This window comes from Clostridium sp. FP1 (assembly GCF_011065975.2).
GTDB classification, from domain to species: Bacteria; Bacillota; Clostridia; order Clostridiales; family Clostridiaceae; genus Clostridium_AD; species Clostridium_AD tagluense.
On sequence record NZ_JAAMNJ020000001.1, the window covers coordinates 3,615,421 to 3,630,377 of the forward strand.

At 31.7% G+C, this 14,957-nt stretch carries 16 protein-coding genes; all 16 read right to left on the reverse strand.

Annotated features, from left to right (window positions below; translation table 11 throughout):
• Positions 1-5 precede the first annotated feature (5 nt).
• A complete protein-coding gene (locus tag G9F70_RS17670) occupies positions 6-404 on the reverse strand; it encodes a cytidine deaminase (RefSeq protein ID WP_164944446.1) in 399 nt (132 codons plus the stop codon).
• Positions 405-544: 140 nt separating this feature from the next.
• On the reverse strand, positions 545-1,243 hold the full coding sequence (locus G9F70_RS17675; RefSeq protein WP_164944447.1) for a diacylglycerol kinase: 699 nt from the start codon (positions 1,241-1,243) through the stop codon (positions 545-547).
• Positions 1,244-1,305: 62 nt separating this feature from the next.
• Positions 1,306-1,806 (reverse strand): rRNA maturation RNase YbeY, encoded by a 501-nt coding sequence (gene ybeY, locus G9F70_RS17680; protein WP_164944448.1) that lies wholly within the window; start codon positions 1,804-1,806, stop codon positions 1,306-1,308.
• 2 nt (positions 1,807-1,808) lie between these two features.
• Positions 1,809-3,920, reverse strand: coding sequence for an HD family phosphohydrolase (locus G9F70_RS17685; protein ID WP_411956024.1), 2,112 nt, complete (start codon positions 3,918-3,920; stop codon positions 1,809-1,811).
• 66 nt (positions 3,921-3,986) lie between these two features.
• A complete protein-coding gene (gene yqfD, locus G9F70_RS17690) occupies positions 3,987-5,108 on the reverse strand; it encodes a sporulation protein YqfD (RefSeq protein WP_164944450.1) in 1,122 nt (373 codons plus the stop codon).
• Complete coding sequence (yqfC, locus tag G9F70_RS17695; RefSeq protein WP_164944451.1) at positions 5,101-5,385, reverse strand: sporulation protein YqfC; 285 nt, start codon at positions 5,383-5,385, stop codon at positions 5,101-5,103. The genes yqfD and yqfC overlap by 8 nt, the downstream gene beginning before the upstream one ends.
• 181 nt (positions 5,386-5,566) lie before the next feature.
• Positions 5,567-5,719: a GatB/YqeY domain-containing protein gene (locus G9F70_RS27530; RefSeq protein WP_164944452.1), complete on the reverse strand. Its 153-nt coding sequence runs from the start codon at positions 5,717-5,719 to the stop codon at positions 5,567-5,569.
• A gap of 6 nt (positions 5,720-5,725) precedes the next feature.
• On the reverse strand, positions 5,726-5,902 hold the full coding sequence (gene rpsU / locus G9F70_RS17705) for a 30S ribosomal protein S21 (protein ID WP_124998347.1): 177 nt from the start codon (positions 5,900-5,902) through the stop codon (positions 5,726-5,728).
• Between the two features lie 242 nt (positions 5,903-6,144).
• Positions 6,145-6,489 (reverse strand): histidine triad nucleotide-binding protein, encoded by a 345-nt coding sequence (locus G9F70_RS17710; protein WP_164944453.1) that lies wholly within the window; start codon positions 6,487-6,489, stop codon positions 6,145-6,147.
• 82 nt (positions 6,490-6,571) lie between these two features.
• A complete protein-coding gene (mtaB, locus tag G9F70_RS17715; RefSeq protein WP_164944454.1) occupies positions 6,572-7,882 on the reverse strand; it encodes a tRNA (N(6)-L-threonylcarbamoyladenosine(37)-C(2))-methylthiotransferase MtaB in 1,311 nt (436 codons plus the stop codon).
• Positions 7,879-8,634: a 16S rRNA (uracil(1498)-N(3))-methyltransferase gene (locus G9F70_RS17720; protein ID WP_164944455.1), complete on the reverse strand. Its 756-nt coding sequence runs from the start codon at positions 8,632-8,634 to the stop codon at positions 7,879-7,881. The genes mtaB and G9F70_RS17720 overlap by 4 nt, the downstream gene beginning before the upstream one ends.
• A 53-nt stretch (positions 8,635-8,687) precedes the next feature.
• Positions 8,688-9,638 carry a 50S ribosomal protein L11 methyltransferase gene (prmA, locus tag G9F70_RS17725; RefSeq protein ID WP_164944456.1) on the reverse strand — a complete coding sequence of 317 codons (951 nt, stop codon included), beginning with the start codon at positions 9,636-9,638 and terminating at the stop codon, positions 8,688-8,690.
• Between the two features lie 127 nt (positions 9,639-9,765).
• Entirely contained in the window at positions 9,766-10,884 is a 1,119-nt protein-coding gene (gene dnaJ, locus G9F70_RS17730; RefSeq protein WP_164944457.1) for a molecular chaperone DnaJ, read from the reverse strand.
• A gap of 188 nt (positions 10,885-11,072) precedes the next feature.
• Positions 11,073-12,923, reverse strand: a complete 1,851-nt coding sequence (gene dnaK, locus G9F70_RS17735; protein WP_164944458.1) for a molecular chaperone DnaK — start codon at positions 12,921-12,923, stop codon at positions 11,073-11,075.
• 78 nt (positions 12,924-13,001) lie between these two features.
• Positions 13,002-13,640: a nucleotide exchange factor GrpE gene (gene grpE / locus G9F70_RS17740; RefSeq protein WP_224617651.1), complete on the reverse strand. Its 639-nt coding sequence runs from the start codon at positions 13,638-13,640 to the stop codon at positions 13,002-13,004.
• Between the two features lie 50 nt (positions 13,641-13,690).
• Entirely contained in the window at positions 13,691-14,737 is a 1,047-nt protein-coding gene (gene hrcA, locus G9F70_RS17745) for a heat-inducible transcriptional repressor HrcA (RefSeq protein ID WP_164944459.1), read from the reverse strand.
• Positions 14,738-14,957 lie beyond the last annotated feature (220 nt).

Sequence of the window (14,957 nt, forward strand, 5' to 3'; positions counted from 1 at the left end):
CCATTTTACTTTAATAAATCTTCTTTAGTAAACGCGCCTGGTAATATTTCTTCCATAGTTTTTATTATATAATCATCTTCACTTTTTACCATTATAATATTAATATCTTCTGTGGCAAATTCTGCTATAACTTGCCTACAAATACCACATGGATAGGTATGTGTTGACATATCCCCAACTACTGCTATATCTTTAATTTTTTTATGCCCTTCAGATACAGCTTTAAAAATTGCAGTTCTTTCGGCACAATTACTAGCACCATAAGAGGCATTTTCTATGTTGCATCCAGTATATATTGAATCATCTTCTGTAACAACTGCTGCACCAACTTTAAATTTTGAATATGGCGCATAAGCGTTTTCTCTAGCATCTATTGCAATTTTAGCTAACTTTTTATAATCCATTATTACACCCCTACACAATTAATTTGAGACATATGATATTAAATAACAATTAAAAATCACGTATACCAATTATATCATTAAATATTAGTATTTCAATAATATTATACATTATATTTTGTATGGCTGAAATCTAATATATATTATCCTAAAACTTTAAATAATAATAAGGTTAATAAAGTGCCGAAAACACCTCCAAAAATCACTTCTAAGATAGAATGAATTTGGGAATCAACCCTACTTTGCGCAACAATTACAGCTAGCAAATAAGACAATACCATAATCAGCGGTTCATTAGTTAATAGTGTTATAGCTGTTGCTACCGAAAAAGCTATTGTACTGTGACCACTTGGCATTCCGCCCCTAAATGGCGTTCCTTCACCATAAATTGACTTAACTACTACTGCTGCAATACAAACTATAACTAATATAAAAAAAATCATGTCAGGGTCAGATTTTTTAAGTTTTGCCATCATTGTTCTATTAAAGGGAGTTAATCTATCCCAAAATATAACATAGCCTACAAGAACTGAATTTATAGCAGTTACTAGCACTGCACCTGCAGCAACATTCTTAGCAATTTTCGCTAGTGGATGATAAAAATTCGTGGTAGCGTCTATTGCACATTCCACTGCAGTATTTATCATTTCAGCCACTATAACCAAGGTTATAGTGATGGTTATAATCAAAAGTTCTATCCTTGATAAATCATAAAAAAAAGTGGCAGATAGCACTATTATTGCAGCTATCATATGTATCTTCATATTTCTTTGCGTTCTAATTGAATATATAATTCCTTCAATAGCATAATTAAAACTATCAACCATTTTTTTAACTTTCATACTTAACCGCCTTTGAAAATATTGTAGAGCACCATGTCATTTTAAATAGTTATTAATGTGCTCTATCTAGATATTTTGAAATTACTCAATATTTCTTCTTCTCTTTTTCTCATAATATTTTTTTCATCTTCTTCCATGTGATCATACCCTAACAAATGTAAAATTGAATGCACTGTAAGATATGCGCATTCACGAATAAAGGAATGCCCAAATTCTTCACTTTGCTCTTTAGCTTTTTCTAATGATAATGCCACATCCCCAATTACTAACCTTTCATCATTTAAATCACTTTGGTCAAATTTATAATCTATATACACATCTTTAAACACTTTGTTTTGCGGGTAATCCAGCATTGGAAAGGATAGCACATCTGTTATTTTATCTATGCCACGATTTTTTGAATTTATTTTTTTAATCTCTTCGTTGTCAATTAATATAACGCTTACCTCATTATCTATAAAAAGTTTTTCCTCTTTAAGGGTATATTCAATGACATCTTTTATAACAATTTCCAGTTCCTGAGTAACCACTATATTATTTTGCCTATTATCTATAAAAATCATACTTATTTTACTCCTTTATTATCTTTTTCCCATTTATCCAAGGGATATTCTATTCGCTCATGGTATATTCCTGAAAAAACTTTTAAAAACGCTTTTCGTATTTTTTCTAAATCTTTTAGTGTTAAATCACAATTATCTAATTGTCCATCATTAAGTCTGCCTTTTATTATGTTATTAACCATTTCCTCAATTTTATTTTTTGTATGATTTTGAATTGATCTTACAGCTGCTTCCACTGCATCAGATAGCATTATAATTGCAGCTTCGCGACTTTCAGGATTTGGTCCCTGATACCTAAAGTCCTCTTCCTTAATTTCATCTGGATTATCACTAGAATTTTTCATAGTTACATAAAAATATTTAACTAAAGTAGTACCATGATGTTGCTGTATAATATCTTGAATCGCCATAGGTATTTTATGCTCTTTTGCAAGATCTATTCCATCCTTCACATGTGAAATTATTATAAGTGTACTTAGATTAGGAGTTATCTTATCATGAGGATTATCATTTCCCAATTGATTTTCTTTGAAAAAATAAGGTCTCTTTATCTTACCAATATCATGATAATAGGCGGAAACTCTCGCCAGCACAGGATTAGCACCAATTGCTTCTGCTGCAACCTCTGAAAGGTTAGCTACTAGTACAGAATGATGATAAGTTCCTGGGGCTTCTAAAAGCAATCTTTTTAAAAGGGGGTGATTTGGGTTTGAGAGTTCCAAAAGTTTCACTGTAGTCACTATATCAAAAAAGCTTTCGAAAAACGGTAAAAACCCAATAGTAAGTACTCCAGATATAAAACTTGCAAAAGAAACCATTCCAGCTTTTTTTAAAACATCAACTATACTATTGCTTAGTAAAAAACCCATAGAAAGATAAAGAGCCAAGTTTATCATTGCAATATATATAGCCGAATATAATATATCATTTCTTTCTTGCATTTTCTTGAGTAACATAACCCCAGTAATAGAGTTTAGCACAGCTAATACTGTAATTTCAAAATTAAAATTAACTGCAACGCTAATTAGAATACAATTAAGAATATTTAATCCTATGGATACTTCATCATTAATTAAAATAGCCATGATCATAGGTATACATGCTAATGGAATTACATACAGTGAAATTATACCTAGTATTCTAGCAAGTAATATAGCTATTATACTAAGAATATTAAGCATAATTAATTTTTTTACATCCTTAAATATTTCTGGTTGATACTTATATAAATAAAACCATTGAAGTAGGATTACTAAACATACTAGCCCCGCTAAACTTAAATATAAGGACCATTCAAAATTAGTTGTATTATCCAGTAGTCCCAGTGAATCAAGCAGTGCCTTTTGTTCAACGGTTATTGGAGCTCCTTCACTTACAATGGTTTGATCCTTCTTAATCATGACAGGTTTAACGCTTTTCCTTGCTGCTTCTATTAAAATCTCTGTTTTTTCTTTATCATAAGTTGTATTCGCACGAACTTCTACATTTGCAATAGCCATTCCTATTTCTCTTATATCCTTTGTAAAATTCGAGTCGTTAAATGCTGTAGCAATAAGTCCCTTTGCCATTATAATTTCTTCTGGCTTATCTTCATTTATTATAAATGAAGCATCAAGGGTGATCATTGTTTCTTTAAGAAATTTTTCTAATTCAACAGCTTTTTTGGGGTCTAAGTTTATTAGTACCTGATAATTTTCATAGGTAAAATCAGTAATTGGATTACTTTCCTTGAGTGAAGCTATTTTTTCTTTTTCTGTTAATGCTTTTTCAGGTGCGCCCCCATTGGTATTCTTAGTTGAATTAGTTACATTTAACTTGCTTACTGCTAAAAATAACTTCCTAAATTTTTCTATAGCTTTCCCATTCATTGGAACTTTAATTGTTTTTTTCTCTACCCCTTCTATAGCCTTAGTTTTACTGATTTCTGTAGATACTTCATTTTCAACTTCTCTAGGAGCTTTTATATCCATTTTTGCAATATCTCCAACATTTAGTGTATACCTTTTAGGAACTAATGCTGTTACTAAAATTGAATACATAATAACTGCCGTAATTATAAAAACTAAATATGGCTTTGCTTTATTAATCGTCATAAGTTCTCTAATATTTTTAATATGTCAACCCCACCTTTTCTTCGCAAGTGCTCTAAAAAATATTATTTTTCATTTTCCTTTGAATTATTATTTTCCTTCTGAAGCAATATTTTCTTCTGCAATAACTAATACTTTTATGGAATACTTATCTTTCTCTTTTTTTACATCTTCAATTTTATCTATAATCTTTACACTTTTATCTAAATTTCTTAAAATATTAGAATAAATTTCTTTTGATACCTTAGCAGGATCTGCAAGTACATTTTTTTCCTGGACTTCATAATAGATTTCTTTATATATAAACTTATTGTTATTTTCTATTTTATCATAATTACCATAGGGAATTAAGCTATTTTTGAGATAAACTTTTTTATTAGCAAATTTAATGTATGAATTACTTATACTGTTTCCTGTTTTGATCCTTGCTGTGCTGGATAATGGAACTTCTTTTATCTCCTCGTAAAAAGTTTTTGCTATAACTTCTCCCTGAGCATGTACAGCGTATACACTTTCTTCTTTACCCTGCTCACCCTTAACTAATAGATCACCCTTTTGTATCATATCTCCCTCTTTAACAACTGCTGTACCTTCCGTGGTAAATACTCTAACTATCATACCATCTTTACTCGCTATTAAATTACAAGGAGTTTTGTCCACAATTATAATAGGTGGTGATTGTCTTTCTATCACATCAACTTTTAGCTTAACGCCTTCAATTCTAGCTTTTACCCACATTATTTCATCGTTACTTCTTAGAAGTTTATTTTCAATATCGTAAACATCTATATTCTTCTTTCTAAGTCCCTTAGAAACGCCAAACCCTTTAATTTGATTACGTAATTCATATGGACTTATATAATTTTCCGTACTAATTTCTATATTCCATACAAATGTAGATAAATAATATATTATGCATGCAAACAAAATTACTCCAAGTAATAGCACAGACCTACTTTTTATTTTCATTAAAAAAAATGATAATCCATTCCTTCCGATAATAACAATTTTAGTATCCATTTTTTTTGCCACTTTGCTAATCTCAACATAATCGCATAATTTGACCTCAAGCACTAAAGTTGTTATATTAACCTTTTTTATATTTTTAGCCACAATACCATTTTTCCATAATAAATTTATAAACTTTTCTGGCATAAATGATTCAATTTCCATTGTGATAGTTCCTTTTTTGTATTTTTTCAGATTATTCATGACATTCATACACAACAGATTTAAAGTTGCCACTTAAAGTTATTGTGTTTCCTCCTATAAATAATATTTTAAAACTATTTCCATATATAGAAATCGGCCCCACGTTGGAATTTATTTTTATTTCTTCTTCTTCAAAAATGACTATACCTTTATGGTTTTCAATATTTATTTCATTATTAGCCAAAATAGTTATTTTGGGCAAATCTAATAAGATATCTCTTGGCAAATCTAATTTATTAGCTATAGTTTCCTTTGTTCTAAAAAATTTATTTTCCATATACCCACCTCATAAAGTACTTCATATTAAATTTATGAAAAAAAAGCAAAAGAAATTACAATTTTTAAATTATATAATTTTTTACAACAAAAAAAAGACTTAGCAAAAGCTAAGTCTTTTATTTATTTAAATATTTTTTTACTATTTCACAAGCAAGTTTACCTTTTGCTTTGCCCATAATTTAAGGCAACTCGGCAAACATAATTTTTCTCAGGTTTTTCATGCTATTAGCTCCCATTTTTACTACTGTTTCTCTGAATGTCTCTAAAATTTCTAATTTCTTTAACTGCTGAGGAAGGTATTCTAACAAAATTTTATCTTGTTTCCGTTTCAAAAAATTCTATTTGAATTTTCTCTTTCTTGCAGCTTCTGATTTTAATTTCTTTTTAACACTTGGCTTTTCATAGTGCTCTCTTTTTCTTACTTCTCCGAGCACTCCACTTCTTGCACATTTTTTCTTAAACCTTCTTAAAGCGTTCTCAATGGACTCGTCTGCTCCAACCTTAATTTCTGACATCATTATCCCTCCCTCCGCTAGCTCAATTCAATTTAAAAACAGCTAATGCGGGGCCTAAATAGCACAGTTTTTATTATACAACACAATTTTACATAATGTCAACATTTTCATTACTATTTTGTTATATATAATGTATTTATATATATAATATTAATTAAAATTCAACATTTAGAAAATTAGTTATATTTGACATTCAAATAAATAGCCTGGCAATTGCCTTGTTATTTATTTGAATTTACCTATTAACCAGGTGGCCACTGTAGCATTCTGCCCCCCAATAAATGAAAATGCACATGGTGAACAGTTTGACCCCCTTGCTCCCCACAATTAGTAACAATCCTATACCCACTCTCAGCAATGCCTAAGGTCCCAGCAATTTCTCTAGCAACCATAAATATATGACCTATTAATTCTGATGACTCTTGTTTTAAGCAATTTAAGTCATCAATATGTTTCTTTGGAATAATTATCACGTGTACGGGCGCCTGAGGACTTATGTCATTAAATGCTATAACTTTATCATCTTCATAAAGCATTTCACAAGGAATCTGCTTTTTTATGATTTTACAAAATATACAGTCTTCCACATAATCACCTCCCATCATCCTATTAATATACTATTCAACATAAAGTTTTATTCTCCTGCTAAATATATTTATCATTGTGTAATTATTCTAAGTCTTGCACCTGCCCAATTATATAATCACCCATAGGTTCTATAAGTTTAGTCATATGAAATTCACCTACTATATTTTCAGAGCATTTCCCTACAACCTTTATATAGTTGTCAGTGTAACCTTCATATTCATCTTCATTATTTTTGAATTTTTGCTCATATAGTACATTCATGCATTTTCCACGGAAGGTATTTATATGCTTTTCTTCTAGCATATTGTTAAGTGTAATAAGCTTGTGGCTTCTCTCTTCTTTTATATTCCCATCAATCTGCTCTTTTATTTGCGCCGCTTTTGTTCCCTTTCTAGGACTATATTTAAAAATATGCATTTTTGATAATTCTAAGTCTTTTAAAAAGGCATAGGTTTCATTAAATTCTTCTTGCGTCTCTCCAGGAAAACCTACAATTACGTCCGTAGTTATAGATGCGCCCTTTATATTTAGCCTCAAACTTTCTACTACGGCTTTGTACTCCTGGGCTGTATAACGTCTATTCATTCTTTTAAGAGTCTGATCACATCCGCTTTGAAGTGAAAGATGAAAATGGTGACATAGCTTCTTAAATGACATTATTTTTTCAATAACGCCCTCTGTAAAGAATGTTGGGTCTATTGAGCCTATTCTTATCCGCTCTATTCCGGGAACCTTATCCACTTCCTCTAAAATCCTCACTAAATTCCATCCGTCTTCTAAATCTAATCCAAAAGATGCTATATGTATACCGGATAAAAGAATCTCTTTAAAACCATTTTGGGCTAATTCATAAACTTCTGATATGATTTTTTCAGGTGCTTTACTACATACTGCTCCCCTTGCATAAGGTATTAAGCAATAAGAACAAAATCTATTACAACCATCTTGAATTTTCACAAAAGCTCTAGTTCTATCTTGATATTCACTAATATTTAAGTCCTCAAATACCTTGTTTTTTAGAACATCACTAACCTCTACTACCTGCTTTTCCTCTTCGCGAGATCTATTTACCCAATAAACAATATCACCTTTGTTTCGGCTGCCTAAAACTACATCAACGCCTTCAATGCTTGCTACTTCGCCTGGGGCTATCTGTGCATAACAACCCACCACTGCAATAATAGCTTTTTCATTTAATCTTCTAGCGCGTCCTATCATCTGTCTTGATTTTTTATCACCCATATTAGTAACGGTACAAGTGTTAATAACATATACGTCAGAAAAATCATGAAACTCAGCCACTTCATATCCTTCGCGAATAAATTTTTCTACCATAGCTTCTGACTCATACTGATTTACCCTGCACCCTAAAGTAGCGAAAGCAACTTTCATTCTATAACACCTCCCAAATCTCCCAGTTCATACATTATCAAACTTAAACATGTAAAGCCCGCAGTCTCAGTTCTAAGTATTCTGGGTCCCAAAGTGACGATTTTCGCTCCTATTTCTGTAAGTTTCTGAATTTCACTTTCTTCAAATCCACCCTCAGGTCCTATGACAATACCAACTTTAACAATAGTATTTTTTTCTATGTCATTCATTAATTTCTTTATGCCATAACCTTCTTCATTTTCATAGGGAACCACAACTAAATCCATATGCTTTAATTCTTCCAATAAGTGATCAAATTCTATAGGCACATTAATTTGAGGCACCAAGCTTCTTTTGCACTGCTTACAAGCTTCAAGTGCTATCCTATTCCATCTATCTACCTTTTTGAATTCGCAAAGCTCAGTTTTAACTACTACTCGCTGCGAAATCATAGGTGTTATTGCCTTAACCCCTAGTTCCGTATTTTTTTGAACTATTAAGTCCATTTTTGTTGACTTAGGCATTCCCTGAAATAAATATACTTCAATATGGCTTTCATTATTTATAGAGCTTTTTTCTAATAGATTTATAGTTACTGATTTCTTATCTATTAAAGTTATTTCCCCTACATATTCACTACCTTCACAATTGTTTACACTTACCACATCACCAATTTTAAGTCTTAATACTTTATATATATGTTTTACATCTTCGCCATCAATAATGGCATTATCACCATCTATGTTTTGCTTTGGCACAAAAAATTTATGCATTATTTATTCTCTCCTCAGCCAGGCATCTTTAACTTTATATATTTTAAGATGCCTTATATAGTTATTTCACTATAACTTGCAACTATACAAACCCATTCGCCCTCAATATTTATCTCTTCAATTTTAAAACCACACTGGGTTAACTTATTTATTACCTCATCTTTTTTACTTAAGATTATTCCTGAGGAAATAAAATATCCACCATCTACTATAAAGGATTTAACTTGCTCAGTTAAGAACATAATTATATCAGCCATTATATTAGCTATAACAATGCTGGCCTTTCCTTTAATAACTTCCATTAAGTCTCCGTATATTATCTCAATGTTATTTAAATCGTTGTAACTAACATTCAGCGAAGCAGAATCTACTGCTACTGGGTCCAAATCAACCCCTATGGTTTTTTTCGCCCCAAGCTTAGCTGCAGCAATAGATAATATACCAGACCCTGTTCCTATATCAAAAACAACTGATTCTTCTCCTACGTGACGCTCAAGCGCTTTTATACACATTCTAGTAGTCTCATGAGTTCCAGTTCCGAAAGCCATACCTGGATCTAGCTCTACAATTATTTCGCCAGGTTTTTTATTGTACTTCTCCCATATAGGTTTTATAACTATCTTTTCTCCTACCTTTATTGGTTTATAATACTGTTTCCAATTATTTTCCCAATCTTGTTCCTTTACATCAGTAGCAGTAATAGTTCCTAAACCCTTGTCTAGTCCAAACTCTGGCAATTTATTTACTCCTGTTTTAATCTCTTCTAAGTAACCCTCAAATTTTTCATCTCTTTTATAGTATCCCTTAACTACAACTCCGCTATTTGTATCTATAATAGTTTCATCAAAATAGTCCCAATCAGTAGTATGATCTCGCCTGTAAATCATATCTAATGGATCCAAAATAGAAACCCCTTTTACACCCGTATTATATAACATGGCAGATACCGCCTCAACTGCCTCACTACTTGTTATTATAGTTACTTCAATCCAATCTTTATTCATTGTATCCTCCTCGCTACTCTGTATGTAGCTATCAATTTTTCATCTACACAAGTTTATCATTTTTGATATTTTAACACAATATCATAATAAAAAACTCCGTTTTATAAAACGAAGTTTTTTGTTATGATTATTTGCCAAACATTTTATCCACAAAAGATTTTTTATTTTCTTCGGAACCCTCTACAATCTCACCACTTGCTTCCATAAAGAGTTTTAAGGTTGCCTTTTGCTTATCATTCAAGGTTTTAGGAATATCAACAATGACTTTTACGTATTCATCGCCTCTTCCATGTCCATTAACTCTAGGTATACCCTTACCCTTAAGTCTAAACACGGTACCAGATTGTGTGCCGGCTGGAACTTTATATTTAACGTCCCCATCCACAGTTGGAACTTTAATTTCAGTTCCAATAGCTGCATATCCAAAGCTTATATGAGATTCTATATGAATATCAATTCCGTTCCTTTTAAAAGTTTTATGAGGAGTTACTCTGATATTTATATACAAGTCTCCTGATGGACCACCTTTCTCACCTGGTTCTCCTTGCCCTCTTAAAGGCATAACATTTCCAGTATCAACTCCACCTGGAACATTAATCTTAATTTTTCTATTTTTTCTCTCTTTTCCAGCGCCATGACAAGTTTTACATGGTTCAGAAATTATTTGACCACGACCTCCGCACTTATCACAAGTACTCATGCTAGCAAAGCTTCCAAAAGCAGTGTTTCTTTGAACTTTTATCTGCCCATTTCCACCACACTTATCACAGGTTTTAGGCGTTGTACCAGCTTTAGCACCACTACCACCACAATCACTACACTTTTCATTTTTTGTAATGGATACCTCTTTTTCGACGCCAAAAACAGCCTCCTCAAAGCTTAGATTTAAATTGTATTCTAAATCTGCGCCTTTCTTAGGACCATTTTGATTTCTTGAAGAGAATCCTCCTCCAAATATGTCTCCAAATATATCTCCAAAACCGCCAAAACCTGAAAAATCAGAGCCACCGTCAAAGCCTGCTCCAGCATCAGCTGTTCCATATTGATCATATCTTGATCTTTTATCTGAATCAGATAAGACCTGGTATGCCTCATTCGCTTCTTTAAATTTATCTTCTGCTGCTTTATTGTCTGGATTTCTATCTGGATGATATTTTAATGCAGCCTTTTTAAAGGCTTTCTTAACTTCTTCTTCACTAGCACCTCTTTCAATGCCAAGGGTCTCATAATAATCTTTTTTTGCCATGCTGTTTTTACACCACCTAAAATATATATGCTTTTTTTATATAAAATATTAATTAAAATAATTGAGTGGCATATCTTTTTATGCCAACATTTCTATTATATAGTTTTTCTACACTTATTGATATAATTTACTTAAAATAAATTAAGGGAAGGGTAATTACCCCACCCTTAATTTAATGGTTTTGCTGTTTATTTATCTTCTTCTACTTTAAAATCAGCATCCACTACATTGTCATCATGCGCAGCATTTCCGCCCATGTTGCCTGGTTCTTGATCTTGTGCTCCTTGACCCTGAGCTTGCTCTGCTTCTGCTTGATATATTTTTGTAGTTACTGCATAGAAAGCCTCAGTTAGCTCTTCAGTAGATTTCTTTATAGCTTCTGTGTCTTCTCCATCTTTAACTTTTTTAAGTGCTTCTAATTTCTCTCCAATAACTTTTTTATCTTCTTCTGAAACTTTTTCAGCAAGTTCTGTTAAACTTTTTTCAGTTTGATATACTAATTGCTCTGCATTATTTTTAATCTCAATTGCTTCTTTTCTTGATTTATCTTCTTCAGCAAATTTTTCTGCTTCTTTTACTGCTGCATCAATTTCAGAATCACTTAAATTAGTTGATGCTGTAATTGTTATTTTAGCTTCTTTTCCTGTTCCTTTATCTTTAGCTGATACATTAACTATACCATTAGCATCTATATCAAAAGTAACTTCTATTTGTGGAATTCCTCTTGGTGCTGCTGCTATTCCAGAAAGAGTAACTCTTCCTAAAGATTTATTTCCTGCAGCCATTTGTCTTTCACCTTGAACAATGTTAATTTCAACTGATGTTTGACCATCTGCTGCTGTTGAAAATACTTGACTCTTTTTAGCCGGAATTGTAGTATTTCTTTCAATTAAAGGAGTAGCTATTCCACCTAATGTTTCAATTCCTAGTGTTAATGGGGTTACGTCAAGAAGTAACACATCTTTAACTTCTCCACTTAATACTCCCGCTTGGATTGCTGCACCCAGGGCAACACATTCATCAGGATTTACTCCCTTTGAAGGTTCTTTTCCTGTAAAGTTTTTAACTGCATCTACAACTGCTGGTGTTCTTGTTGAACCACCTACAAGCACAACTTTATCTATTTCACTAAGTGATAAACCTGCATCTGCAAGAGCCTTTTTCATTGGCTCTATTGTACCATCAACTAAATCTTGAGTTAATTCATTAAATTTAGCTCTTGTTAAATTCATCTCTATATGCTTTGGACCTGTTGCATCTGCAGTAATAAACGGTAAGTTAATTGTTGTTTGCATTGATGATGACAATTCGATTTTTGCTTTTTCAGCAGCTTCTTTTAATCTTTGAAGTGCCATTTTATCATTTCTTAAATCTATTGCATTATCAGCTTTAAAAGTTTCAGCTATATAATTTACTACCTTTTGGTCAAAATCATCTCCACCAAGTTTAGTATTACCATTAGTTGATTTAACTTCAAATAAACCATCACCAAGTTCTAATATAGATACATCAAATGTACCGCCGCCTAAATCATATACTAATATTTTCTGATTAACATCCATTTTATCTAAACCATAAGCAAGAGCTGCTGCAGTTGGCTCATTTATTATTCTCTTAACTTCAAGTCCAGCTATTTTTCCTGCGTCTTTTGTTGCTTGTCTTTGACTATCATTGAAATATGCTGGTACAGTTATTACTGCTTCAGTAACTGCTTCTCCTAAATAAGCTTCGGCATCAGCTTTGATTTTTTGAAGAACATAAGCTGAAATCTCTTGTGGTGTATGTGATTTTCCATCAACATCTATTTTATGATCAGTACCCATTTCTCTTTTAATTGACATTATTGTTCTATCTGGATTTGTAATTGCTTGTCTTTTAGCTACTTGACCTACTAGTCTTTCTCCGTTAGATTGAAATGAAACTACAGATGGTGTAGTTCTTGCACCTTCTGAATTAGAAATTACAACTGGTTCTCCACCCTCCATTACTGCTACACATGAATTTGTTGTACCTAAATCTATTCCTATAATTTTTGCCATTATTATTTCCTCCTTGTATTCCTTTTAGTTTATAGCATTATAACTGCTAGTTTTTTATGTCTTTTATAATATAAAGCTTTAATTTGCAACTTTAACCATACTATGTCTTAATACCTTGTTTGCTCTTTTATACCCCTTTTGAAATACTTCAACTATTTGGTTAGTCCCATACTGTTCATCTTCAATATGCATCACTGCATTGTGAAAATTCGGGTCAAACTCTCCTTCTGGGGGTAATTCTTCAACTCCTAATTTACTAAAAGCATCATTGAATTGTCTTACTGTCATTTCTACACCTGTTCTTAGATCCTCGCCACATCCTTCAACAGAAAGTGCTCTTTCTAAGTTATCAAGTACTGGTAGAACTTCTTTTAAAACATCCGTGCAGGCATCAGTGTATATGCCTTCTTTCTCTTTGACTGTTCTTTTTCTAAAATTCTCATATTCAGCCATTGTTCTCAAAAACTTATCTTTAAAATCAATAATCTCATTCTCGAGTTTTGTGTTTTCTTCTTGTAGTTTTTTCATCTTTTTATTCATATCTTTTTCTTTTTCACTTTCTAGAAGTTCTATAGGTTCTACTTCTTCTACTATTTCAGCTTCTTCTGCATTGCTTTGAGTTTCTTCAAGTTCAATTTCATCAGCTAAGCTTGAATCCTCAAAAGGCATTTTTTCTTCTTTTAAAATCTTTTCGTTTTTACTATTATTTGTATGCACTCAACTACTCCTCCATTTCCGGCTCAAAGTAAATCTTTTAATTCAAAATTTTATCTATGATCGTCATAAATTTGAGCTATATTGTCATTTAATTCTTTAACTATTTCAGTTAAAACGGATATAACTTTTCCATAGGGTATTCTTGTTGGTCCTATAACACCAATAGATCCAAGAGGTGTTCCCGAGGCACTATAAACTGCGGTTATAATACTGCATTCCCTAGCACACTCAACGAAATTTTCACCACCAATTTTAATTGTAATATTACCAGTAATGTCCTTAGCATTTAGTAAACTATTTATACTCTCTTTATTGTCTACTAAAATTAAAAATTCACGTGCTTTAACAATATCGTTGTATTCTGAGTAATTAAATATATTTGCAGCACCCTGAATATATATTTCTGAAGTTTCGACTCCAGACAAACTATCATATAAAGCTGGAATAATACCATCAAAAATTTCTTCATAGGAAGCTAAATTGCTTTTTAAATTGTTAATGACTTCTAAATTTATTTGTTCAATTGTAAGCTTGCCTAATCTAAAATTAAGTATTTGGGTGAGCTTTTCTATAGTAACACCATTAATAGGTTTACTAACCTTAATAACATTATTTTTGATTATACCACTGTCAGTAATAATTACAAACAAGACACTTCCCGCATCTAGATTCATTAACTGAATATACTTTATACAACTCTTTTGAACAGAAGGTGCCTTAACTATAGATGTAAGATTTGTAAGATGCGAAAGCATTAGTGTTGCTTGTTTAACAATTTTATCAACCTCATATAGTGCAACATTAATAAGGTGATGCTTGATCATATATTGCTCCTCAGTTGATAATTCTGTAATTTGCATAAGCCTATCAACATATAACCTATACCCCTTATCTGATGGTTTCCTACCAGAGGAGGTATGGAGCTGCTCTATATATCCCATTTCTTCCAAATCTGACATTTCATTTCTTATAGTAGCTGAACTAATACCTAAATCATACTTTTTAGCTATGGTTCTGGACCCTACAGGCTCACCATTACTTATATAATCTGTAATTATAGCCTGAAGTATTTTAATTTTTCTTTCATCCATTTCCATAATATCACCTCTTTTATTAGCACTCACTACCATTGAGTGCTAACGAGTATGTATTAAAAGTATCATTTACCATTGTATTTGTCAATAACGCTCAATTTTAAATATAGCCATTTTATACTCATTGCAAGGGTTTATATTTAATATGCTCCATTTTTCTTTGATTTTTAATCAACTTCATAAAGTTTCCTATTTAATCTTAACTTATATTTTTTTATTATAG